The sequence below is a fragment of the Streptomyces sp. NPDC048291 genome, assembly GCF_043201715.1.
Taxonomy (GTDB): domain Bacteria; phylum Actinomycetota; class Actinomycetes; order Streptomycetales; family Streptomycetaceae; genus Streptomyces.
Genome location: NZ_JBICZC010000017.1, coordinates 79,411 through 101,045, shown reverse-complemented (window position 1 = coordinate 101,045; position 21,635 = coordinate 79,411). Strand labels below are relative to the sequence as shown.

Annotated in this window: 19 protein-coding genes; 10 read left to right on the top strand and 9 right to left on the bottom strand. The window is 71.4% G+C overall.

The features are described 5' to 3' along the window. Positions 1–48: 48 nt before the first annotated feature. Both ACGF5O_RS39780 and ACGF5O_RS39775 read left to right on the top strand, forming a co-directional pair. Positions 49–2,184, top strand: a complete 2,136-nt coding sequence (locus ACGF5O_RS39780; RefSeq protein ID WP_393814814.1) for a hypothetical protein — start codon at positions 49–51, stop codon at positions 2,182–2,184. Further along, positions 2,184–3,731 carry a hypothetical protein gene (locus tag ACGF5O_RS39775; RefSeq protein ID WP_393814813.1) on the top strand — a complete coding sequence of 516 codons (1,548 nt, stop codon included), beginning with the start codon at positions 2,184–2,186 and terminating at the stop codon, positions 3,729–3,731. The genes ACGF5O_RS39780 and ACGF5O_RS39775 overlap by 1 nt, the downstream gene beginning before the upstream one ends. A gap of 97 nt (positions 3,732–3,828) precedes the next feature. Here ACGF5O_RS39775 and ACGF5O_RS39770 read toward each other — a convergent pair whose 3' ends face one another. Next, positions 3,829–4,227 (bottom strand): SRPBCC family protein, encoded by a 399-nt coding sequence (locus tag ACGF5O_RS39770; RefSeq protein ID WP_393814812.1) that lies wholly within the window; start codon positions 4,225–4,227, stop codon positions 3,829–3,831. Positions 4,228–4,396: 169 nt separating this feature from the next. On the opposite strand from ACGF5O_RS39770, the gene ACGF5O_RS39765 reads away from it, so the two are divergent. Further along, positions 4,397–4,585 (top strand): transposase, encoded by a 189-nt coding sequence (locus ACGF5O_RS39765; protein ID WP_393814811.1) that lies wholly within the window; start codon positions 4,397–4,399, stop codon positions 4,583–4,585. A 282-nt stretch (positions 4,586–4,867) separates the two neighbouring features. Here ACGF5O_RS39765 and ccsB read toward each other — a convergent pair whose 3' ends face one another. The 7 genes from ccsB to hemL all read right to left on the bottom strand — a co-directional run bounded on the left by ccsB (position 4,868) and on the right by hemL (position 12,572). Beyond that, on the bottom strand, positions 4,868–5,977 hold the full coding sequence (ccsB, locus tag ACGF5O_RS39760) for a c-type cytochrome biogenesis protein CcsB (protein WP_393814810.1): 1,110 nt from the start codon (positions 5,975–5,977) through the stop codon (positions 4,868–4,870). After that, positions 5,974–7,695 (bottom strand): cytochrome c biogenesis protein ResB, encoded by a 1,722-nt coding sequence (locus ACGF5O_RS39755; RefSeq protein ID WP_393814809.1) that lies wholly within the window; start codon positions 7,693–7,695, stop codon positions 5,974–5,976. Before ACGF5O_RS39755 ends, ccsB begins: the two co-directional genes overlap by 4 nt. A 3-nt stretch (positions 7,696–7,698) precedes the next feature. Further along, positions 7,699–8,472 carry a cytochrome c biogenesis CcdA family protein gene (locus ACGF5O_RS39750; RefSeq protein WP_393814808.1) on the bottom strand — a complete coding sequence of 258 codons (774 nt, stop codon included), beginning with the start codon at positions 8,470–8,472 and terminating at the stop codon, positions 7,699–7,701. 1 nt (position 8,473) lies between these two features. Further along, positions 8,474–9,064, bottom strand: coding sequence for a TlpA family protein disulfide reductase (locus tag ACGF5O_RS39745; RefSeq protein WP_393814807.1), 591 nt, complete (start codon positions 9,062–9,064; stop codon positions 8,474–8,476). A 67-nt stretch (positions 9,065–9,131) separates the two neighbouring features. Further along, entirely contained in the window at positions 9,132–10,385 is a 1,254-nt protein-coding gene (locus tag ACGF5O_RS39740) for a hypothetical protein (RefSeq protein WP_393814806.1), read from the bottom strand. Between the two features lie 142 nt (positions 10,386–10,527). Continuing rightward, on the bottom strand, positions 10,528–11,175 hold the full coding sequence (locus ACGF5O_RS39735; RefSeq protein ID WP_393814984.1) for a histidine phosphatase family protein: 648 nt from the start codon (positions 11,173–11,175) through the stop codon (positions 10,528–10,530). A 71-nt stretch (positions 11,176–11,246) separates the two neighbouring features. Further along, positions 11,247–12,572: a glutamate-1-semialdehyde 2,1-aminomutase gene (gene hemL, locus ACGF5O_RS39730; RefSeq protein ID WP_393814805.1), complete on the bottom strand. Its 1,326-nt coding sequence runs from the start codon at positions 12,570–12,572 to the stop codon at positions 11,247–11,249. Between the two features lie 302 nt (positions 12,573–12,874). Between hemL and ACGF5O_RS39725 the strand changes: the two genes are divergently transcribed. Then, positions 12,875–13,558 carry a hypothetical protein gene (locus tag ACGF5O_RS39725; RefSeq protein WP_393814804.1) on the top strand — a complete coding sequence of 228 codons (684 nt, stop codon included), beginning with the start codon at positions 12,875–12,877 and terminating at the stop codon, positions 13,556–13,558. A 188-nt stretch (positions 13,559–13,746) separates the two neighbouring features. Beyond that, positions 13,747–15,144, top strand: coding sequence for a cytochrome P450 (locus ACGF5O_RS39720; RefSeq protein WP_393814803.1), 1,398 nt, complete (start codon positions 13,747–13,749; stop codon positions 15,142–15,144). Between the two features lie 56 nt (positions 15,145–15,200). On the opposite strand, the gene ACGF5O_RS39715 is transcribed toward ACGF5O_RS39720, so the two are convergent. Further along, a complete protein-coding gene (locus ACGF5O_RS39715; protein ID WP_393814802.1) occupies positions 15,201–15,860 on the bottom strand; it encodes an MSMEG_1061 family FMN-dependent PPOX-type flavoprotein in 660 nt (219 codons plus the stop codon). A gap of 162 nt (positions 15,861–16,022) precedes the next feature. On the opposite strand from ACGF5O_RS39715, the gene ACGF5O_RS39710 reads away from it, so the two are divergent. Genes ACGF5O_RS39710 through ACGF5O_RS39690 form a run of 5 tightly spaced genes read left to right on the top strand, consistent with a single transcriptional unit; the run spans position 16,023 to position 21,586 of the window. Next, a complete protein-coding gene (locus ACGF5O_RS39710; protein ID WP_393814801.1) occupies positions 16,023–17,321 on the top strand; it encodes an extracellular solute-binding protein in 1,299 nt (432 codons plus the stop codon). After that, on the top strand, positions 17,318–18,193 hold the full coding sequence (locus tag ACGF5O_RS39705; protein ID WP_393814800.1) for a carbohydrate ABC transporter permease: 876 nt from the start codon (positions 17,318–17,320) through the stop codon (positions 18,191–18,193). Before ACGF5O_RS39710 ends, ACGF5O_RS39705 begins: the two co-directional genes overlap by 4 nt. After that, entirely contained in the window at positions 18,190–19,074 is an 885-nt protein-coding gene (locus ACGF5O_RS39700) for a carbohydrate ABC transporter permease (protein ID WP_393814799.1), read from the top strand. Before ACGF5O_RS39705 ends, ACGF5O_RS39700 begins: the two co-directional genes overlap by 4 nt. Then, positions 19,071–20,447 (top strand): carboxylesterase family protein, encoded by a 1,377-nt coding sequence (locus ACGF5O_RS39695; RefSeq protein ID WP_393814798.1) that lies wholly within the window; start codon positions 19,071–19,073, stop codon positions 20,445–20,447. Before ACGF5O_RS39700 ends, ACGF5O_RS39695 begins: the two co-directional genes overlap by 4 nt. Positions 20,448–20,455: 8 nt before the next feature. Beyond that, the gene (locus ACGF5O_RS39690) at positions 20,456–21,586 is read left to right on the top strand and encodes an ROK family protein (protein ID WP_393814983.1); all 1,131 of its coding nucleotides are present in this window, start codon (positions 20,456–20,458) and stop codon (positions 21,584–21,586) included. Positions 21,587–21,635: the final 49 nt, after the last annotated feature.

The window sequence follows — 21,635 nt, the reverse complement described above, 5'->3', positions numbered from 1 at the left end:
CCCGGAGCAACTCCCCCTTCCTACACTCGTGTTGAGGGGGGACTTGCCTTGCACAGACGGCTGCACGGGCGCGGAGCGCTGTTCGACGTCGAGCCGGCCGGGCTCGTGCCGAGAATCGTCGGGTTACGGCCGTACCAGCATCGTGTCCTTCCCCTCGAACACCCCGGTGAGCTGCCGTTCGTCGTGCTGACCGGGGCGCGGGGGCTCGGCAAGAGCGCGGTGCTCGGCGAGTTGCGGGACGCGTACAAGGGGCACACCCCGGTCGCGCTCGTCGACTGCGCCGAGCCGCAGTTCGCGGGCCCGCCGCCGGAGCGGCCCGCCGAGTCCTGGTCGCCGGTCGCGCAGGCGCTGCTTGCCGTCGCCGAGCAGCTCGCCGAGCCGGTCACCGGCGCCGGGCGGATCACCTTCCCGCGGCTGATGTCCGGCCTGGTCGCGGTGGCCGCCGGCGGCTGGGGCGACGCGGAGGCGGAGCGGATCCGGCGCGAGGTGGAGCGGATCCTGCTGCTGAACGAGAGCGGCTCGTGGATCAGCGGCTTCGCCGGGCGGTGGGCGGGGAAGGTGGCGGCGAAGGTCGTCGCCGCCGCGACCGGGACCGGGCCGCTGGTCTCCGGCGCCATCGAGGCCACCCTGGAGTCGATCGCCGAGGGCTTCGCCAGCCGCCGCCACCAGAAGGCGTCGGTCTGGTACCGGACGTACCCCAACGCGGGCGGGCACGCCCAGCGCGGGCTGATCCTGCTCTCCGGGCACTTCCGCGCGGGCGGCACCTCCCGCGAGCACGCCGAGCGGTATCTCGTACGGGCCCTGCTCGCCGACCTGACCGAGGCGTACGCGGGTGTGCTGCCCCGGATGCAGCGGCTCGGCCGGCCGCTGGTGCTCGTCGACAACGTGCAGACCGGACCCGGTCCGGGCCTGCTGGAAGCGGTGCTCAGGGACCGCGCCGAGGGCATCGCCGACCAGGTGGCCTTCGTCGCCGGACTGCGCGGCGACGGCCGGCGGCTGCTGCGCGGCGGGGTACGCCGGGAGCTGGCCGGGGTCGCCCGGCGCGCGGAGTGGACGCCGGACCCGGCCGTGCCCTCCTCGCGGGCGCTGCTGGTCGCGCTGCCGCCGCTGACCCCCGACGACACCCTGCACCTGGTCGGCGCCCCCGCCGCGCCCCGGCTCCCGCAGGCCGTGCACCGGCTGACCGGCGGCAACCCGCTGGGCGTCGAACTGCTCGCCGAGGCCGCGGCCCAGCATCCGGAGCGCGCCGGATCGCCGGCCGACCTGCTGACCGCCGACGTACGGCCCGTCGAGGACGGCCCCGCCGCCCCCGCCTACCTCCTGCTCCTCGACCGGCTGGTCCCCGCCGACCGCCTCGACGAGCTGACCGTCCTCGCCGCCGCCCACGACCACGACTCGGCGTGCGCGCTGGCCGCCGCGCTGCTCCCGGACGACTTCGGCCCGGCCGACGTACGCGCCCTGCAGAACCGGCTCGCCCAGGAGGGACTGCCCGCCGTGCCCGGCCAGTTCGTCGGCGACCCCTTCGTACGGACCCTGCTGCTGCTCCGGCTGCACCTGCGGGACGCCGACCACAGCGGCTGGCGCACCGCCCACGAGACGCTGATCGCGTACTACACCGAGGACCGGCAGCACCGGCCGGACGGGACGGACGGGACGGCCCGGTTCCGGCTCCACCACCAACTGGCCCTGGGCCGGACCGGACCGGCCGTCGCCCACCTGCGCGACACCTTCCCGGTCGTGGACACCCGCGCCTGGCTGCGGAACCTGCGGTTCGTCGCCGCCGCGCCCTACTTCCACGCCCACGACGCCGAAGGCCGCGACTCCACCGGCCACGGCGACCGGCGGGCGGCGGTGGCGCTCGGCCGCACCGACGCCCAGCAGCGGGTGCCGGACGGCGTGGACGGCGTACTGCACCTGCGGATACGGCGGTTGCTGCACGCGGTGTGGCTGCTCGGCGATCCGCTGGTGCTGCCCGACCCGAAGGTCGGCGACCGGCTCCGCTTCGAGCTGGAGCAGCTGTCCAACCTGCGGCCGGCCGGCAACGCGCTGCTGTGGCGGGCCTCCCGCAACTGGCCGGCCGCCGCGCTGGCCGGCCGTCCGCCGACGGCGGACGGGGCGGACGCCGGGGACGGGGACGACGACGAGGGCGACGCGGGTGACGACGAGCGGAGCGGGGTGGCGTGATGGCGGGGCGGGGCGTGGGCACGTGGGTGCGTGAGGGCGTCTGGGAGATTCCGCTCCGCCGGTATCTGGCCCTGCTGGTCACGGCCGCGGTGATCGCCGGGCTGGTCGTCGGGGTGCGGGCGGCCGTCCACGACGACCGGTCCTGCGCGCCGGGGGTGGCCCGCCCCGAGGGCAGCGACGAGTGCGTGGGCGTGGCGACGGCCGGGTACGACTTCGGGCAGCCGCGGCTGCGGGACACCGTGCGGGCGATCACCCGGGAGAACGCCCGCCTGAAGCCCGGGAGTTACGTCACGGTCGCGGTGATGCTGCCGTACACGGCGACGGCGGCGGCCAGCCTCGCCGACATCCGGCACGAGCTCCAGGGCGCCTACCTCGCCCAGTACCAGGCCAACCACGACTCCAACGGCCAGTCCCCGGCGATCCGGCTGGTGCTGGCCAACCCCGGGGCGACCAGCCGGTACTGGCAGCCGATGGTCACGCGGCTGGCGGGCATGACCGGCGGCACGGACCGGCTGCGGGCGGTCGCCGGGGTAGGGCAGAGCACCGACAACAACAAGAAGGCCGTCAGGGAGCTGACCCGGCTGGGCATCCCGGTGATCGGGTCCTCGATCACCGCCGACGACCTCGCCAACGGGCAGGGCGGCAAGGACCCCTACCCCGGTCTTGCCCGGGTCTCCCCCACCAACACCGACGAGGCCCGCGCCCTCGCCTCCTTCGCGAAGGTGAGCGCCGGCCGGGCGCTGCTCGTCTACGACAAGCCGGGCGACCCGTACACGCGGACGCTCCAGACGTCGTTCGCGGCGCTGATCAAGGGCTCGCCGTACGAGCCGCAGCCGTTCACGCCGCCGGCCGACCGCAGCAGGGAGGGGACCACCGCGAACACCTTCCGGCAGATCACCAACCTGGTCTGCGACACCTCGCGGACGACGGACACGATCCTCTTCGCCGGCCGCCACACCCAGCTGCGGCAGTTCATCAACGCGCTGGGCGGACGGGGCTGCCAGGACCGGAGGTTCACGGTGCTGACCGGGGACGAGGGGTCGTACCTGACCGGCGAGACGAAGCTGGACCGCGGCGCCCTGCGGCACAACCTCTCCGTCCGCTACACCGCCCTCGCCCATCCGGACGCGTGGGGCAGGGGGAGCCCGAGGACGGGCGGTTCGGCGGCGGACATGGCGACGCTGACCGGGCTTCTGAAGAGCGCGGCGAAGGCCCCGGTGGGGCCGATCGGGCCGGTCGCCCTGGACGACGGGCAGCTGATCATCGCCTACGACGCGATACGGCTGGCGGTGCACGGGATCCGCGAGGCGGTGCCGGAGGGGAGGTCCGTGCCGGCACTGGCCGACGTGGGGTTGCAGTGGCCGCAGGTGAAGGGGTCGCTGCGGGTGGACGGGGCGAGCGGGTGGATCTGCCTGGACGCGCACGGGAATCCGTACGACAAGGCGGTGCCGATCGTGGAGCTGCGGGCGGAGGGTGGGTCGCGGTTCGTCCGGATTGCGTGGCCGGAGGGGAGGCCGCCGGGTTCGGAGTGTCTGCCGCCGTCGTGAGCTGCGGGTCCGGTGGGGGCTGGTCGCGCCCACGCGGCGGAGCCGCATATCGACACGGCCCCGCGCCCCTGACGGGGCGCTACAGCTCGCCATGCCTTCAGGGGCCCAGGGATTCAATCAGGCGTTCGAATCGTGCCCGCCATGCCGGCTCCGTCTCGCCCTCGCCCTTGAACTCGTGGGTGAAGCGGAGGGTGCTGCCGGTCTCCCCGTCGCGCTCCAGGTGGAAGCGGATCCTGCCGCCGGCTTCCACGGTGTACTCCGCGATGCGGTCGACGTCCCACGCGGTCACCGTGCCGGTGCCCAGGTCGCCGAGGGTGACCGTGCCGCCCAGTCTCGGTTGCAGGACGTCGACCGGTGTGCACCAGGCGGCCAGGCCCGCCGGGGTGGCGAGGCTCGGCCAGACCTGGTCCGTCGGCCGCGGCAGTCGTACCAGGAAGTGGAGGATGTGCGTTCTCCCGTGGGTCCGACTGGTGCCCTGTTCTATGGAACCGGCCATGACACCAGCCTGACCCCGGCCTCCGGGATCCGCACCCCTAGGGGCGCACCCCCGCCTTGTCGACCACGGCCCGCGCCATGGCCGACGTGCCGCCCGTCGCCGTGCCGTGCAGGTCTTACAGTCGCTCCCCCGAGGAGCGCGTACGTCAGGCGGTAGGCGTGGTTTTGAAGTGCTCTCCCAGCTGAAGCCCGGAGATTCCCTCTCCTCCCGCTACCTGCGCAAGGAGTACGACACTCACGTCCGCCGCCACCTGTGGGGCGGCCACTTCTGGTCCGGCTCCTACTTCGCCGGAAGCTGCGGCGGGGCGCCACTGACCGTCGTCCGCCAGTACATCGAAAACCAGCGGCACCCTGTGTAACCGCCGTCGTAAGCGCGGGTCAACAGCGCGGATCCATGCCCACGACCGGAGTCAGAGCAGTTCCGAGACATGCTCCACCACCGCTCTGAAGGGCGGAGCTCTGCGCAAGATCAAAGGCAGACCGAGCGCGCGCAGGTGTCGAAGAGGGCGGCGAAGGCGTCGTGGTCTCCGGCGCGGATGCGTCTTCGCAGATGTGTGTCCACGTCCTCCTACCTGTCGTACGACGAAGGCCGGTTCCCGTGAGCTGGATCACTCACGGGAACCGGCCTCGGCCGGACGGGGTCAGACGCCGGCGTAGGAGTGCTTGCCGGTGACGAAGATGTTGACGCCGTAGTAGTTGAAGAGCCAGCAGCCGAAGGCGATCATCGCCAGGTAGGCCGCCTTGCGGCCCTTCCAGCCGGCGGTGGCGCGGGCGTGCAGGTAGCAGGCGTAGGCGACCCAGGTGATGAAGGACCAGGTCTCCTTGGGGTCCCAGTTCCAGTAGCGGCCCCAGGCGCTGCCCGCCCAGATCGCGCCCGCGATGATCGTGAAGGTCCACAGCGGGAAGACCGCCGCGTTGACGCGGTAGGCGAACTTGTCGAGGGAGGCCGAGGCCGGCAGACGCTCCAGGACCGAGGTGGCGAAGCTGCCGGGCTTGCCGCCGTTCTCCAGCTTGCTCTCGTACGCGTCCTTGAAGAGGTAGAGGATCGTGGCGACCGCACCCACGTAGAAGACGGCACCGCAGAAGATCGCCGTCGAGACGTGGATGTACAGCCAGTACGAGTGCAGGGCCGGGACCAGCGGCTCGCTCGCCGTGTAGAGGACGGTGACTGCGAGGCCGAGGTCGAGCAGGACCGTGGTGATCAGGAAGAGGCCGAGCCAGCGGACGTTCTTCTTCAGGGCGAGGAGCGTCAGGTAGACGGCGACCGCGACCGTGGAGAACGTGATGTTGAACTCGTACATGTTGCCCCACGGCGCCCGCTGCACGGAGGCCGCGCGGGTGACCACGCCCGCCAGCTCCACGAGGAAGGCGAGGACCGTGAGGGAGATCGCGATCCGGCCGTAGAGGTCGCCCTGCTCGTCGCCGCCGTGCGCGCCGGGCCCGTCCGGCACGTCCCGGGAGCCGGCCGCGGACCGCACGACCACCTGCGGGCGCTCCAGCACGGTCGTGCCGCCGGCCTTCTTGACCGTCACGGCCGGCGCCTTCTTCGCGTCCGCCGTGGTGGTGAGCGCGTTGGCGGTGCGCGCCACCCGGCTGCGGCTGCCGAGCAGCCACTCGAAGATGTAGGCGAAGAACGCCAGCGTGTAGACGGCCATCGAGGAGTAGACGAGCGTGTTGCTCATGCTCGCCAGATGCTCGTTGGTCGCGGCGAGGGTGGTTGCGTCGAGCGCGGTTGCGGCGGCGGAAGTCATCGCTTCTCAGCCCCTTCGGCAGGTACGACTTCGGGGTCGGGGGATTCTGCGGGGTCGTCGTCAGTGGTGTCGTCGGGGTCGGGGGCCCCCGGCGCCTGGTCGTAGAGGATTCCGGCGAGGTCGCCGAGTTCCTCGGGCACCTTCGCGGACTCGCTGCGGCCCAGCCCGCCCATCTCGACCACCGTCACGCCGTCGGGACCCTGCACCGCGCGCACCCACACGCGGCGGCGCTGGATGAACAGCGAGGCGGCCAGGCCGAAGATCGCGGCGAGCGCGCCGCCCAGCGCCCAGCCGCTGCCGGGCTCCTGGACGATCTCGAAGCCGGCCCATTCCTTGACGTCCTTCTCGAACGTCACGGACCCGGCGCCGTTCGGCAGCTGCATGGTCTGCCCGGGCTTCAGGTTGTCCCGGAACTGCGCCCCCTTGGAGTCCTTGAACTCCTTCATGTGGGTCTTGTCGAGCTGGTACACGCTCTGCGGGATGCCCGAGTTGACGCCCAGGTCACCGTGGTACGGCGTCAGGTTCAGCACCGGGTTGTCGAGCGCGGGGAAGCTGGAGAGCACCGAGGACCCGCCGGCGTACGTCGGCAGGAAGAACAGCGAGATGCCGAGCTGCTCGCCGACGCCCTTGGCGTTCTGGTAGCCGTCCATCACCTTCACCACGCCCTGGGAGGTGACGTTGGCGTCGAGCGGGAGCAGCGGGACGGCGTCGTGGTAGACGACCTTGCCCTTGCTGTCGCGGACGGTGATGACGGGCGCGTAGCCGTGGCTGACGAGGTAGACCTTGGCGTCGTCGATGTGCAGCGGCTCGTTCACCTTGATGGTGGTCCGCTTCGACTTGCCGTAGGCCCCCTCGCTGTAGTCGATGTCCGCCTTGAAGGAGACCGCGGTGCCCTTGCTGGGGCCGCTGGTCTGGTAGGTCGCGGAGAAGTTCTTCAGGTCGAAGCTGAACGGCACCAGGTCGTCGGTGCTGAACATGGAGCCGGACTTGAAGTCGTCGTACTGGAGGATCGAGTTGGCGAACCCGTCGCCCTCGACGACCAGCTTGGTGCCGTCCGACTTGTACATCTGGCCGGAGGCGAAGGCGATCAGCAGGACGATCAGCGCGATGTGGAAGGCCAGGTTGCCGAACTCGCGGACGTAGCCCTTCTCGGCGGCGACCGCGTCCCCGGCGAGGTGCGCGCGGAAGTGCCGCTTCCGCAGCAGCTTCAGCGCCGCCGCCCGGACCTCCTCGGGCTCGGCCGCGGTCCGCCAGGTCGTGTACGCGGGGAGCCGGTCGAGCCGCTTCGGGGCACCCGGCGGCCGGCCGCGCAGCTGGCCCACGAACTGCCAGGCGCGCGGGATGATGCAGCCGACGAGCGAGACGAACAGCAGGATGTAGATCGCCGAGAACCACACCGAGCTGTAGACGTGGAACAGGCCGAGCTTGTCGTAGATCGGCGACAGCGTCTTGTGGGCCTTGCGGAAGTCGTCGACCTTGGAGATGTCCGCGCCGGACTGCGGGATCAGCGAGCCGGGGATCGCACCCAGCGACAGCAGCAGGAGCAGCAGCAGCGCGACCCGCATCGAGGTGAGCTGCCGCCAGAACCAGCGGGCCCAGCCGACGACCCCGAGCCCGGGGGCGGCCGGCGGCTCGGCGGGGGCGGTGGAGAGCTGCGAGCCCGCCGCCCCGAGGTCCGGCTCGGTGTTCTCGGTGTGCTCGGTTTCGGTCTTGCTCATCGATCAGATCCCCACAGTGAAGCCGTCGGACCAGCCCTGCATCTCCTGCACGAGGCTGTCCCAGGCCCCGGTCAGCAGCAGCACACCGGTCACGATCATCATCGTGCCGCCGATGCGCATCACCCAGACATAGTGGCGCTTGACCCAGCCGAAGGCGCCGAGTGCCTTGCGGAAGGCGACCGCGGTGAGCACGAAGGGGACACCGAGGCCCAGGCAGTAGGCGACTGTCAGTATGGCGCCGCGCCCGGCGCTCGCCTGGTTGAAGGACAGACTCGTCACGGCCGACAGGGTCGGGCCGATGCACGGCGTCCAGCCGATCCCGAACAGGGCGCCCAGCACCGGCGCCCCGGCCAGCCCTGCCACCGGTCGCCGGTGGAAGCGGAACTCGCGCTGGGTGAACCAGGGCATCATGCCCATGAAGAACACGCCCATGGCGATCATCAGCACCCCGAGGACCTTGGTGAGGACGCCGGACTGCTCCTGGAGGGTCTGGCCGAAGTAGCCGAACAGGGCTCCGCCGGACACGAACACGGCGGTGAAGCCGAGGACGAAGAGGGAGGCACCGGCCGCCATCCGGCCGCGCCGGGCCTCCGCCAGATCGGTGCCGGCGACGCCCGTGACGTACGAGAGGTAGCCGGGGACGAGGGGCAGCACGCAGGGCGAGAAGAAGGAGACGAGTCCGCCGAGCAGCGCGACCGGCAGGGCGACCAGCAGGGCGCCGTTGAGGACGGTCTCGTTCCGGCCCGTCTCGGCCGCGACCGTGAGGAGTGCGCTCACGTCACTTCTCCGCGACGACCGGCTTGACCATCTTCAGCAGGGACTCCTCGCTGAGCGCCGCCAGCGAGCGCGCCGCGATCTTCCCCTGCCGGTCGAGTACCAGGGTGGAGGGGATGGCCTGCGGGTTGAGCGTGCCCTTCTTGAAGCGGAGCATCAGCTTGCCCGTCGGGTCGTACAGGCTCGGGTAGTCGATGCCGTTCTGCTTCTCGAAGGCGACCGCGGCACCGGTGCTGGTGTCGCGGGTGTTGATGCCGACGAACTGGACGCCCTTGCTCGCGTACTCCTTGGCGACGGAGGCGAAGTTGGGCGCCTCGGCCCGGCAGGGGCTGCACCAGGAGCCCCAGACGTTGATGACGACGACCTTGCCCTTGTAGCTCGCGACGTCCAGGGTGCCGCCGTCGATGGTCTTGCCGGACAGGTCGGGGGCCGCCGCGCGGTGGCCCTCCGCAACCGTGTCGATGCCGTCCTTGCCGGTGACGAAGTTGGTGTTGCCACCTCCGCCGGAGGTGCCGCCGTTGCCGCACGCGGACAGGGTCAGGGCTGCCGCGGCGGCCGTGGCGCCGAGCAGGAGGGCGCGGCTACGGGTACTCATGTGAAAAGTTTCGCATGCCCGTTCTGAGGATCTTGCGCACCCCCCTGGGTCCGGGATTCGCCCCTTTTCAGGCCGCCGCGCCCTGCTTGAGGAGGCCCTTCCAGCCACCCGCCGGACGCTGTCCGACGTCCAGCGTGCGCAGCTTCGCCAGCACCTCCGGCTTCTGGACGTCCATCCAGTCCACGAACTGCCGGAAGGAGACCAGCCGGACGTCGGCGCCCTTCTCCTTCTCGCGGGCGATGTGCTTGAAGGCCTGCTCGACGGCGTCCATGTAGATGCCGCCGTTCCACTGCTCGAAGTGATTGCCTATGAAGAACGGTGCGCGGTTTGTCGTGTATGCACGCTCGAATCCCGATATGTACGCCTGGGCCGACTGGGTCCGCCAGCCCGGGTAGTTGTAGGCGGGGGCCTTGGTCGAGTTGACCGACTGGTTGGCGAGCATGTTGTAGTCCATGGAGAGGACCTCGAAGGAGTGGCCCGGGAACGGTATCTGCTGCAGCGGCAGATCCCAGATGCCCAGCTTCTTCTCCGGCCAGACCTGCCGGCCGCCGGGCGAGGAGGCGTCGTAGCGCCAGCCGAGCTCGCGGGCGGTGGGCAGCAGGTTGTTCTGGCCGAGCAGGCAGGGGGTACGGCCGCCGACCAGCTCCTTGTCGTAGTCGAAGGGGAGCGAGGGCAGGTCGGTCCAGCCGGAGTTGCTGCGCCACTCCTTCACGAACGCCTTGGCCTGGTCTATCTCGCTGCGCCACTGCTTGGGCGTCCAGTTGCCGACGGTGCCGTAGCCGCCGCAGAAGTGGCCGTTGAAGTGGGTGCCGATCTCGTGCCCTTCGAGCCAGGCCCGGCGGACGTTGGTGAGCGTCGCCTTGATGTGCTCGTCGGTGAGGTAGCCGATGTCGGAGGCGCCGCGGGGGTTGTTCGGGGGGTTGTAGAGCCGTTTCTTCGACTCCGGGAGCAGGTACAGCCCCGAGAGGAAGAAGGTCATGGACGCGCCGTGCTCCTTGGCGAGGTCGAGGAAGCGCGGGAAGAGGCCGTTGCCGACCTCGCCCGCCCCGTCCCAGGAGAAGATCACGAACTGCGGCGGGGTCTGGCCGGGCGCCAGCGGCTCGGGGGCGGCGGGCTGGTGGGGCTGCTTGCCGGTGCGGGAGGTGGAGCCGTCGCCGAGGGGGCGGGCGCTCGCGGTCGGCTTTTTCGACGGCTGCCGGGCGGAACCGCCGGCATGGTTCGTACCGTCCGACGGTGTGTGCGTGCCGCAGCCGGCGAGGCCGAGTCCGGCCGCGGCGCCCGCGCCGACGCCGAGTAGTCCCCTTCGGGTGAAGGTCCGCATGGTTCCCCGATTCGTCACGTCCTCTGGTGGTCACCCACTCAGAGGGCGGGACGAACGGGCAGGTTCCGCAAGGAACCACATATTTTCAGACTAATTTCATGAAGCGGGGTTTAAGCGGCGTGGCGCGGGCGCCGCCTGTGGCTCACGCCCCGAAGGCCTTGTCCTTCCCCTTCACCGGCTTGGCGCCGGCGCGGAGATGGGCCGGAACGAGGTCGATGGCCGGCTCGGAGTACCCCACGGAAACGATCCTGTCGCCCTCGTATGTGAAAGTCGTCAGGGAGGCCAGGGTGCACTGGCGCTTGCGCGGGTCGTGCCAGAGCCTGCGGTTCTCGACGTACGACCGCAGGATCCAGATCGGCAACTGATGGCTGACCAGCACGGCCTCGTGCCCGCGGGCCCGGTCCCTGGCCGTGTCCAGCGCGCTCTTCATCCGCACGACCTGGTCGACGTACGGCTCGCCCCAGGACGGCCGGAACGGGTTGACGAGGTACTTCCAGTTGGCCGGGTTCTTCAGCGCACCGTCGCCGACGCCGAAGGTCTTGCCCTGGAAGATGTTCTCGGCCTCGATGAGCCGCTCGTCGGTACCGAGGTCGAGCCCGTGCGCCTTGGCGATCGGGGTGGCGGTCTCCTGCGCGCGCTCCAGCGGGGAGGCGCCGACATGGACGACGTCCCGGCCGGCGAGGTGCTCGGCGACCCGGTCGGCCATCTGCCGCCCGAGCTCGGAGAGGTGGTAGCCGGGGAGTCTGCCGTACAGCACGCCGTCCGGGTTGGCCACTTCCCCGTGCCGCATCACGTGGACAACGGTGATGTCGCTGTTGGTACCGCTGTTGATGCCGCTGTTGGTGCCACTGTTGGTGTCGCTCACGCCGTGGCCTCCGCGGCCGCTCGGGCCGCTGCCGGGAGGGCGTCGGCGATCTTCTGGACGGCCCGCTCGTCATGGGCCGTGGAGACGAACCAGGACTCGAAGGACGACGGTGGCAGGTAGACGCCGTCGGCGAGGAGCGAGTGGAAGAAGGCGGTGAACCGGAAGGACTCCTGGCCCCGCGCGTCCTCGTAGTTGCGCACCGGACGGTTGGTGAAGAAGACGGAGAACATGTTGGAGGCGGTCTGCACCTGGTGCGCGACGCCCTCCTTGTTCAGCGCCTCGCCGACGAGCCCCTGGATCTGCTCCGACACGGCGTCGACCTTGTCGTACGCGGCGTCGTCGAGCAGCCGCAGCTGGGCGAGTCCCGCGGCGGTGGCGACGGGGTTCCCGGAGAGGGTGCCGGCCTGGTAGACGGGCCCGGCCGGGGCGAGGTGCGCCATGACGTCCGCGCGCCCGCCGAAGGCGGCGGCCGGGAAGCCGCCCCCCATGACCTTCCCGAAGGTCATCAGGTCGGGCACCACGCCGTCGATCCCGAACCATCCGGCCCGGCTGGTCCGGAACCCGGTCATGACCTCGTCGGAGATGTACAGGGCGCCGTTCTCCCGGCAGGCGTTCTTCAGCCCCTGGTTGAACCCGGGCGCGGGCGGCACGACGCCCATGTTGCCCGGCGAGGCCTCGGTGATCACGCAGGCGATCTCCCCGGGGTGCCGGTGGAAGGCCTCCTGCACCGCCTCCAGGTCGTTGTACGGCAGCACGATCGTGTCGCCGGCCTGGGCGCCGGTGACGCCGGGGGTGTCGGGCAGCGCGAAGGTGGCGACGCCGGACCCGGCGGCGGCCAGGAGGCTGTCGACGTGTCCGTGGTAACACCCGGCGAACTTGATCACCTTGGTGCGCCGGGTGAACCCGCGGGCGAGTCGGATGGCGGACATGGTCGCCTCGGTACCGCTGCTGACCAGCCGGACCTGCTCCAGCGGCCCGATCCGGGCCACCATCTCCTCCGCGAGGGCGACCTCGCCCTCACCGGGGGTACCGAAGGAGGTACCGCGGGAGACGGCTTCCCGGACGGCTGCGATGACCTCGGGGTGCGAGTGCCCGAGGATCATGGGCCCCCACGAGCACACGAGGTCGACGTACTCGCGCCCGTCGGCGTCCGTCAGGTAGGCCCCCTTGCCGGAGACCATGAACCGGGGGGTGCCGCCGACGGCGCGGAAGGCGCGCACCGGGGAGTTCACGCCGCCGGGCGTGACGGCGGAGGCGCGGTCGAAGAGCGCCTGTGAGGCGGGCGCGTCGTAGGGATAGGGCGTTTCGCTCTGGGCACTCATGACGTGCGGCTTCTCCGACTTCTCGGACTCCGGATGCTGGGTGACCTCCTCAGGGTAGGCGGAGGAGGGCCGTCCTCTCACAGCGGAGGACGGCGGTCCCCGCACAGCGCCCGGGGCATCTGCGAGACTGTGACCCGATACACCCAGCTCATCCGGTACGCAGGCGGCCGGAGGCTGTAAAGATCCTGCGGACTGATGTTTCGACGCACGTTTCGGCGGGCGGCCGTGGGGGAGGTCACTGACACGATGATCGGGTTGCGCGGCGGGGGCCACGCGTCCTAGAAAAGCAGTCGGGTGGAGATATGCATCGCGGTGGCGGACTGGGCGAGGGGACCGATGACCTGGGTCCTCGACGTGCCGAGCGGGGAAGGCACCGGCGCGACGCGGAGGATTCGGCCGAAGCAGCACGTCAGGAACAGGGCGTACCGAGTGAGTCGGACCGGCGCGACCGACGTATCGATCAGCGGGACCGCGATCAGAGGGATCGGGGCCAGCGGAGCGAGCGGCGGATCGACCGTCTGCAGACCGGGAGCAGGAATGGTGGTCGGGTGGGGGTGACGTACAAATACTTCGGCGCTCCGGACGGCGCGACCGCGGCCCGGGTCCCGATCTCGATGCGCCCCGAGGAACTCGGCGGCGACGAGCTCGGCATGAACGGCATGTTCACGAAGATCAAGCCGGAGACCATGGCCGCGATGGTGCTGACGGGCATCGAAGGCGTGCCGCTGCACAAGGTGCCGCCGCTGGAGCTGGTGGTGCTGCACCCCGACTACGCGGTCGTGAAGCTCCCCATGACGGTCGTCGACCCGCTGCGCGGCATAGGCGAGGAAGCGGTCGGCGCGGCCGCCTTCATCTGGTCGACGGTCCCGGACCGCGGCGGCCCGCGGGACGCGTTCAACGTGTACCAGCTGCTCCACGAGTGGCAGGACTTCTCGCACCGGCTGCACGAGGCGGGGCATCAGCCGTATTGCCTGGTGTGGCCCTGAGCCGAGGCTTCCGGGTTTCCCGCGGATCGGGCGGGCGGGGTCTTCGGGCCTCGCCCTTTTGTTCGTGGCGACCGGGCCTGGGCCAGCGGGACGTGAAGTGACGTGAAGGTCACAAGGCCGCATCCCGTCGCGGGATGTTGGGCAGATAACCCGGCCGGATCAACCCTGACACGAGGAGCGTCAAGGCCGTGACCGCCGCACCTGCCTCTGTCCCGACCGCGCCCGGCGGGCTCCCGCTGATCGGGCATGCCCATCTTCTGGCGCGGACCCCGCTGCCGTTCATCACCTCGCTCCGCGACCACGGCAGCGTCGTCCGCATACGTCTGGGCCCGACCCCCGCATACGTGGTCACCGATCCCGTGCTCACCCGCACCGTCCTGGTCACCGAGGCGGCGCACTTCGCCAAGGGCGGGAAGATCTTCGACGTCCTGCGGGGTGTCTTCGGCGACGGTCTGGCCACTGTCGACGACGGCGAAACCCACCTGCGCAACCGCCGCCTGATGCAGCCCATGTTCAACAGGGCCCATATCGCCACCCGCGGCAACGCCATGATCGACCAGGTCGGGTCCATGGTCGGCGCGTGGGAGGACGATCAGCTCCGCGACGTGTTCGCGGACATGAACGACGTCACCCTCGCTGCCTTCCTCGTCGCTCTCTTCGGCATGGACCTACCCGCGGACCTGCAGCGGGAGTTCACCGTCCTCATGCCCGTGATTATGAAAGAAACGATTCGGCAGACTCTCCTGCCGCCCTGGGTGACCCGGCTGCCGCTGCCCGCGAACCGCGCCCACCGCCGGCGCGTCGCCCGCCTGCGCGTCCTCATCGACCAGGCCATCGACCACCACTCCGGCCGGTCGGCCGGCACACCCCCCGCAGCCACCCCCGGTCCCGCGGAAGCCGCAGGGTGCCCCCACGAGACCGCCGCCGGCAACGAACGGGCCGGGTTGTTCGAAACCCTGCTGGCGGCCGGGGACCGGTTCACCCGCCGACAGCTCCAGGACGAAGCCATCACCCTGATGAACGCGGCGATCGAGACCACGGCCACCGCCCTCGCCTGGACCCTGTACGAGCTCACCCGACACCCCGAGATCGAACAGCGGCTGCGCGCCGAACTCGCCGCCGTCTGCACCGGCCGGCCCCTGCGCCAGGAAGACCTCGACCGGCTCCCCTACGCCCGGCAGGTCCTCCAGGAAGCCGTCCGCAAGTACGGGCCGGCCTGGATGGTGACGCGAACCGCCACCCGGGACGTCGATCTGGGCGGACACCGCATCCCCCGGGGCGCCGACGTCGTGTGGAGCCCCTACCTCCTCCAGAACGACCCCGCCCACTTCCCCGAACCGGCCGACTTCGACCCCGACCGCTGGCCCCCCGACCGCGTACCCACGACCCGCGATTCCCTCTTCGCCTTCGGGGACGGCCGCCGCAAGTGCATCGGAGAGAACTTCGCCTGGACCGAGATGCAGATCATCCTGGCGACCGTCCTGCAGACCTGGCCCCGCCTCCGCCTCGCCTCCCGGCCTCCCCGCCCCCAGACGGCCATCACCGTCAAGCCGGACCGACTGGCCATGACCTTCGCGGCCTCCTGACCGGCGGGCGGTCAGGCAGACGGGGGTTCGGCGGTCGGCGGTCGGTCGCCCACGCGTCACTCGTACCGGTACTTCAGCGAGTCCGCCTCCGTCTGTTCGATGTCGGAGATCGTCAGTTCCGGCATGCGCAGCTGGGCCAGGGTCACCTCGGCCGAGGTCGGCTGGGCGTCGGCCGGCAGCCACTGGTCCGGCTTCCAGGCGCCGCTGCGCAGGAGGGACTTGGGGCAGTGCGGGTAGACCTCCTCGATCCCCACCACCAGCGCGCTGGCCGGCGGCTTGCCCACGGCGGTCAGCTGTGAGAGCAGCTCGGGGCGGGTGGAGACGCAGGCCCGGCCGTTGACCCTGAGCGTCGTGGTGCGTCCCGGGACGACGAACAGCAGCCCGGCCCGTCCGGTGGCGATGACGTTCTGGAGGGTGTCCAGGCGCTTGTTGCCGGTCGCGTCCGGTATCGCCACCGTGCGCGCGTCCAGGACGGAGACGAACCCGGCGGGGCCGCCGCGCGGGGAGACGTCGCAGTTGCCCTCGGCGTCCGCGCTGGCGACCAGGACCAGCGCCGAGCATCCGATCAACCGCCGGGTCTCCTTGGTGAGTTCGGTCATCTGCTTGCGCACGGCCGCCGCGCCGGGAAGGGCGTAGACCCGGCGCAGCTCCTCCCGGTCGGACACGGCGTCGAGGCGGAGCGAGTCGAAGGCGCTGCCGGCCGGAGATGTCGTCATGCCCCCGACAGTAGTGGGCCGACCTGCGACTGCTCGCCCCGGCGATTTCGCTACAAGTTCCGAAATTATTCGTGACGGCTCGGCCATTCCGGTGCAACACGGCCTTCGTAGCTTCGCAGTCAGCAATATCGCTGCTTTCCCGCGAAATCCAGGAGCCCCCGAATGCCCCTCCCCTCCAGACGCGGTGCCCTGAAGCTCTCCGCCGGCCTGGCGCTGCTCGGTGCCGGTGCCCTCACCGGCTGCGGCCGGGGCGACGCCACCACCGCCGCGAAGTCCTCCGCCGCGCCCGTCGACGACTCCCCGGCCACCGGCACCCTCAAGGTCTGGGCCGCCCAGGGCGACGCGGACGTCCTGGACAAGGTCGTCAAGCCGTTCAAGGCCGCGAACCCGAAGCTGACGGTCGAGTTCACGCTGATCCCGAACGCCGAGTACTACACGAAGCTCCAGTCGGCGATCGCCGCGGGCAAGGGGCCGGACGTCGCCCAGTTCTTCCCGGAGTCGCAGGCCCAGTTCCTCGATCCGTCGATCCTGCGGGCGGTGCCGGACGGCCTGGTCGACCCGAAGTCCTTCTTCGGCAGCCTCTGGGACGCCGGTGTGGTCGGCGACGTCGCCTACACGGTCCCCTGGTACGCGTACACCTACGCGCTCGTCTACCGCTCCGACCTCGCCGCGAAGGCGGGCGTCAAGGCGCCGACGACCTGGGCACAGATGGTGCCGTTCCTCAAGGCGCTCCAGGGCGCCGGGGCCGGGCACGGTCTCGGGGCCGACATCGGCTGGGACGTCTTCAACGGTCAGGACGTCGCCATGTACGCCTGGCAGGCGGGAGGGACGCTGCTCTCCGGTGGGAAGTGGACACTGGACACGCCGGAACTGGTGGACGCGCTCACGTACAACGCGTCGTTCTTCACTTCCAAGGTCGCCGACCCGAGCGGCCCGACCTTCCTGGACGCGCAGCCGTACTTCGTGTCCGGGAAGACGGCCATGATGATCACCGGGCCGTGGGTGGTCGGGCAGCTCGACACCGCGGCGAAGAAGGAGGGCTGGACGGCCGCCCATGTCGCCACCGCGCCACTGCCGGCCGGTTCCTCGGGCAGTGTCTCCTTCTCCGCGGGCGGCACCTGGGGCGTGCTCGCGGACGGCGGCAACGCGGACGCGGCGTGGAAGTTCGTGCGGTACCTCGCGAAGCCGGCCACCCAGGTCGCGCAGTACAAGGCGTACAGCTCGCTGCCGGCCGTCGTCTCCGCCTGGGACGACCAGGCGATCAAGGGGCAGCCGCTGCTCGACGCCTTCCTGACCCAGCTGAAGAACACCCGGGCGTTCCCGCGGGTGACCACCTGGCAGCAGGTCGCCACCCGGCTCGGCAAGGAGATGGAGGCCGTGGCCAAGGGCACCGAGAGCGCGGCGAAGGCCGCGGCGAACGTGCAGGCGTACGCCGGGAGTCTCGGCACGGGAGCGAAGTGAGGGCGGCCCGCCGGACGGCCGTCGGCTGGCTGTTCCTCGCGCCGTTCACGCTGGTCTTCCTGCTCTTCACGGCCGTCCCCGCCGTCGCCGCGCTGGGCTTCAGCCTCACCGACCTGCGCGGCTCGGACCTGCGGCATCCGTTCGCGGTGAACTTCACCGGCCTGGAGAACTACGTCCGGCTCTTCCAGGACGACAGTTTCGTGCGGGACGTCCTCAACACCGCGCTGTTCGTGGTCGTCGGAGTGCCGCTGACCATGGCGGCCGGGTTCGGTCTCGCCCTCGCGTTGAACTCCGGCATCCGGCGGCTGCGCGGCGTGTTCCGTACGGTGTTCTTCGCGCCGGTCGTCACCAACGTCGTCGCGGTCGCGCTGATCTGGCGGTACGCCTTCAACCAGGACGGCACCGTCAACAGCGTCCTCGCCGCGGTCGGCCTGGCCGGGCCGAACTGGCTGGACGACACCCACCTGGCGATGCCCGTGGTCATCGCGCTCGGCGTCTGGCGCAACTTCGGCACCGCGATGGTGCTGTTCCTCGCCGGGCTCCAGGCACTCCCGCGGGACGTGTACGAGGCCGCGGCACTCGACGGGGCGGGCCGGTGGCGGCAGCTGAGGCACATCACCCTGCCGATGCTGATGCCCACCACCCTGATGGTGTCGGTCCTGCTGACCGTCTTCTACCTCCAGGTGTTCGACGAGCCGTACCTGCTCACCGACGGCGGCCCGCTCGGCTCCACCGAGTCCGTGGCGCTGTACACCTACCACCAGTTCGGCTCCGGCGAGCTGGGCGTGTCGTCCGCCGCGTCCTTCGTGATGCTGGTGCTGGTGGCCCTGGTGAGCGTCGTCCAGTTCCGACTGCTGAGGCCCCGCTCATGACCGCCGTAGCCACGTACCAGAACGCCGAACCCGCCACCGACGACCGGATCTCCGTACGCCGCCGGTCTCTCGCCCAGCCGCTGCTGTACGGCGCGCTGGTGCTGTGCGCGCTGCTCACCCTGCTGCCGTTCGTGTGGGTGGCCGGCGGCTCGCTGCGCAGCCTCGACGAGATCCGCTCCGACCCCGGCGCCTGGCTGCCGCACCATGCCACCCTGGACAACTTCGTCCGGCTCTTCCGGACGCAGGGCTTCGGCCGGTTCCTGGTCAACAGCGTGGCCGTCGCGGCCATGGTGGTCGCCGGCAACGTGGTCGCCGCGTCGGCCGCCGGATACGCCCTCGCCAAGCTGGAGTTCGCGGGCCGGCGGCTGGCCTTCGGGGCGGTCATGGCCGCGCTGATGGTGCCGGTCACCTCGGTGTTCATCACCCAGTTCGTGATCACCGTGGACCTGGGGCTCGCGGACACCCTGACCGGGATCGCGCTGCCGTCCCTGGCGCTGCCGCTGTCGGTGTTCATCATGCGGCAGTACGCGCTGTCGATCCCCGACGAGCTGCTGGAGGCCGCCCGGATCGACGGGGCGGGCGAGTTCCGGATCTTCTTCCGGATCTTCCTGCCGCTGGCCGGACCCGCCGTCGCGACGATCACGATCATGTCGTTCCTGTACTCGTGGAACAACTTCATCTGGCCGCTCGTCGTCGCCCAGAGCATGTCGACGTACACGCTGCCGGTGGGCCTCGCCGCCACCAGCCAGGCGGCGGCGCACGTCACCGACTACGGCCTGATGCTCGCCGGAGCGATCGTCGTGATGCTGCCGGTACTGGTCCTCTTCCTGTGCCTGCAGCGGTACTTCGTGCAGGGTGTCGCCGGAACGGGGATGCGGTGACCGCGACGGATCGGGTGCGGGCGCCCGCGGGCACGGTCGTCGGCCGCCGAACGGGCCCGGTACGGCGCTTCCTCGGCATCCCGTACGCCGAAGCGCCCGTCGGCGTACGGCGGTTCGCCGCGCCGGTCCCGCGCGGCCGGTTCCGGGAGCCGTACGACGCCTCCCGGCACGGCGCCACCGCGCAGCGGGTGCCGCTGTTCGCGACGACCACGATCCCGGAGCCGTCCGTGCCGGGCGAGGACGTGCTGAACCTGGGCGTCGTCGCCCCGGCCGGCGCCGACCGCTGCCCGGTCCTGGTGTGGATCCACGGCGGCGGATTCCTGGCGGGGAGCCCGGCGAGCCCCTGGTACGACGGGCGTTCCCTCGCCCGCGCCGGGATCGTCACCGTGACGGTCGGATACCGGCTGGGCGTCGACGGGTTCGCGCCGCTGGACGGCGTACCGGCCAATCTCGGACTGCGCGACGTGCTGCTGGCGCTCGACTGGGTACGAGAGAACATCGCCGCGTTCGGCGGTGACCCCGGGCGGGTCACCCTCGCCGGGCAGTCGGCCGGGGGCGCGGCGGTGCTGGCACTGCTGTCGTCACCGGCCGCCGAGGGCCGCTTCCAGCAGGCGGTGAGCATCTCCGGCGGCCTCTTCGAGGTACGGCGGGACAGCGCGCGCGACTTCCTCGAACGGGTGGGGGAACGGCTCGGCGTACCGGCGACGCGGGACGGGTTCGGCGGCGTTCCCGTCGAACAACTACAAAGGACGGTAAGAGATTTGAGGGACGGGGAGGCGCTGGTGCTCGGGCCGGTCACGGGGGACGACATCCTGCCGGTGACCGTCGCCGAAGGGCTGGCAGGGCACGGGCTCGGCGTACCGGTGCTGCTGGGGTCGACCGGCGACGAGTTCGACGGCGGCGGGGACGGTGCGTCCGCCGCCCGCGCCGCCGGCACCCGGATCACCGACACCCTCTTCCGGGCCGCCTGCCCACGCGTGGCGCGCTCCCGGCGGGAGGCCGACGCCGGGACCTGGCTGTACTCCTTCGAGTGGCCCTCGCCCGTCACCGGCGGCGCCACGCACTGCGCCGACCTCCCGTTCTTCTTCGACCTCCTCGACGCACCGGGCGTCCGGGAGGCCCTCGGCCCGCGTCCGCCCGCGGAACTGGCCGCGCCGATCCACGCCGACCTGGTCGGCTTCGTGCACGGACGGCCGCCGTCCTGGGCACCGGCGACCGGCGGCCCCGGCGACCCGCTGCGCGAGTACGGCCGCCCCGGCGCCCCGCCCGCCGCCGACACCACGGGCGGGTACGACCCCGTGCTCCCCGTACCTCCTGTGCTCCCCGCGCGCCCCGCGCTCCCCGCCGCCCCGTCGGACGCGGAGGCGCGCTGATGGCCGGGATGAACCAGAGCGCCGTACGCCGGGTCAACACCTCCGTGATCCTGCGGGCGTTGGCGGTGTCGTCCGGGCCCACGACACTGACCGCCCTCGCCGAGCGGACGACCCTGTCCCGGCGCACCATCGAGCTGATCCTCGAATCCCTCCTGACCGCCGGCTGGGTGACGGAGCTGGACCGGGTGCCCACCCGGGGCTGTGCCGGCCGCCCGGCCCGGCGGTACGAACTGCGGGCCGAGCACGCCCTGCTGGCGGCCGCGCGGATCACCACGGAGGACGTGTCCGCCGTCGTCGCCGACGTCCGCGGCCGGATCCTCGGCCGCGCCCACCGGCCGTTGCGCCGCTACCTGGACCCGCAGGCCTCGCTCGACGACGTGGCGACGCTGGTGCGGGAGGCGCTGGCGGACGCGGGCGGGTCACCGGAGCGGCTGCGCGCGGGTGCGCTGGCCGGCGGCGGCGCGATCGACGACGACGGAGTGGTACGGCGGCTCGTGCACACCACCCGCTGGGAGGGCGTGGACCTGCCGGCGGAGCTGACCCGCCGGCTCCGGATGCCCTGGTTCGCGGACAACGACTCCAACCTCGGTGCGCTGGCGGAGCGTTGGCGCGGCGTGGCCGGTGACCACGAGAACGTCGTATGGGCGGTGCTCGGCAACCGGACCGGCCTCGGCATCCTCATCCGGGGCGCGGTGCACCGGGGACTCGACGGCGCGGCCGGCGAGATCATCGAGGCCTCGTCCATGCCGACGGACTCGGTCGCGCACCGGCCGGTCGCCTGGCTGACCTCGCCGGAACCGGACCGCCGGAGCATCGCGCTCGCCCGTTTCGCCGCCGCCCGGGCGGGCGAGGCGGCCGCGCTCGCGGAGGTCGACGAGCTGGTGGCGAACATCGCCTCGATCCTCACCACCCTGTCCTGGACGGTCGCCCCCTCCCTGATCGTGCTGGGCGGCGGTCTCGAGGACGCGGCCGACGTGCTGCTGCCCCGGGTCCGCGAGGCGCTGCGCGCCGCCCGCACCCCCGCGGTCGAGCTGCGGGCCACCTGCCTGGGCCGCGACGCCGCCCTCGTCGGCGCCGTCAAGCTGGCCCTCGACCGCATGGACACCGAGCTGTTCGGACCCCTCGTACCGGCCCTGTGATCCCGTCCCCCTCTCCCCTCCCCGTCCCCCTCTCCCCTCTCCCCTTCCC

Bases quoted from the DNA above. Each gene is read 5' to 3' on its own strand.
- ACGF5O_RS39775 (WP_393814813.1), top strand. From the start codon at position 2,184: ATGGCGGGGCGGGGCGTGGGCACGTGGGTGCGTGAGGGCGTCTGGGAG.
- ACGF5O_RS39770 (WP_393814812.1), bottom strand. From the start codon at position 4,227: ATGGCCGGTTCCATAGAACAGGGCACCAGTCGGACCCACGGGAGAACG.
- ccsB (WP_393814810.1), bottom strand. From the start codon at position 5,977: ATGACTTCCGCCGCCGCAACCGCGCTCGACGCAACCACCCTCGCCGCG.
- ACGF5O_RS39755 (WP_393814809.1), bottom strand. From the start codon at position 7,695: ATGAGCAAGACCGAAACCGAGCACACCGAGAACACCGAGCCGGACCTC.
- ACGF5O_RS39745 (WP_393814807.1), bottom strand. From the start codon at position 9,064: ATGAGTACCCGTAGCCGCGCCCTCCTGCTCGGCGCCACGGCCGCCGCG.
- ACGF5O_RS39740 (WP_393814806.1), bottom strand. From the start codon at position 10,385: ATGCGGACCTTCACCCGAAGGGGACTACTCGGCGTCGGCGCGGGCGCC.
- ACGF5O_RS39735 (WP_393814984.1), bottom strand. From the start codon at position 11,175: ATGCGGCACGGGGAAGTGGCCAACCCGGACGGCGTGCTGTACGGCAGA.
- hemL (WP_393814805.1), bottom strand. From the start codon at position 12,572: ATGAGTGCCCAGAGCGAAACGCCCTATCCCTACGACGCGCCCGCCTCA.
- ACGF5O_RS39725 (WP_393814804.1), top strand. From the start codon at position 12,875: ATGCATCGCGGTGGCGGACTGGGCGAGGGGACCGATGACCTGGGTCCT.
- ACGF5O_RS39715 (WP_393814802.1), bottom strand. From the start codon at position 15,860: ATGACGACATCTCCGGCCGGCAGCGCCTTCGACTCGCTCCGCCTCGAC.
- ACGF5O_RS39710 (WP_393814801.1), top strand. From the start codon at position 16,023: ATGCCCCTCCCCTCCAGACGCGGTGCCCTGAAGCTCTCCGCCGGCCTG.
- ACGF5O_RS39700 (WP_393814799.1), top strand. From the start codon at position 18,190: ATGACCGCCGTAGCCACGTACCAGAACGCCGAACCCGCCACCGACGAC.
- ACGF5O_RS39690 (WP_393814983.1), top strand. From the start codon at position 20,456: ATGAACCAGAGCGCCGTACGCCGGGTCAACACCTCCGTGATCCTGCGG.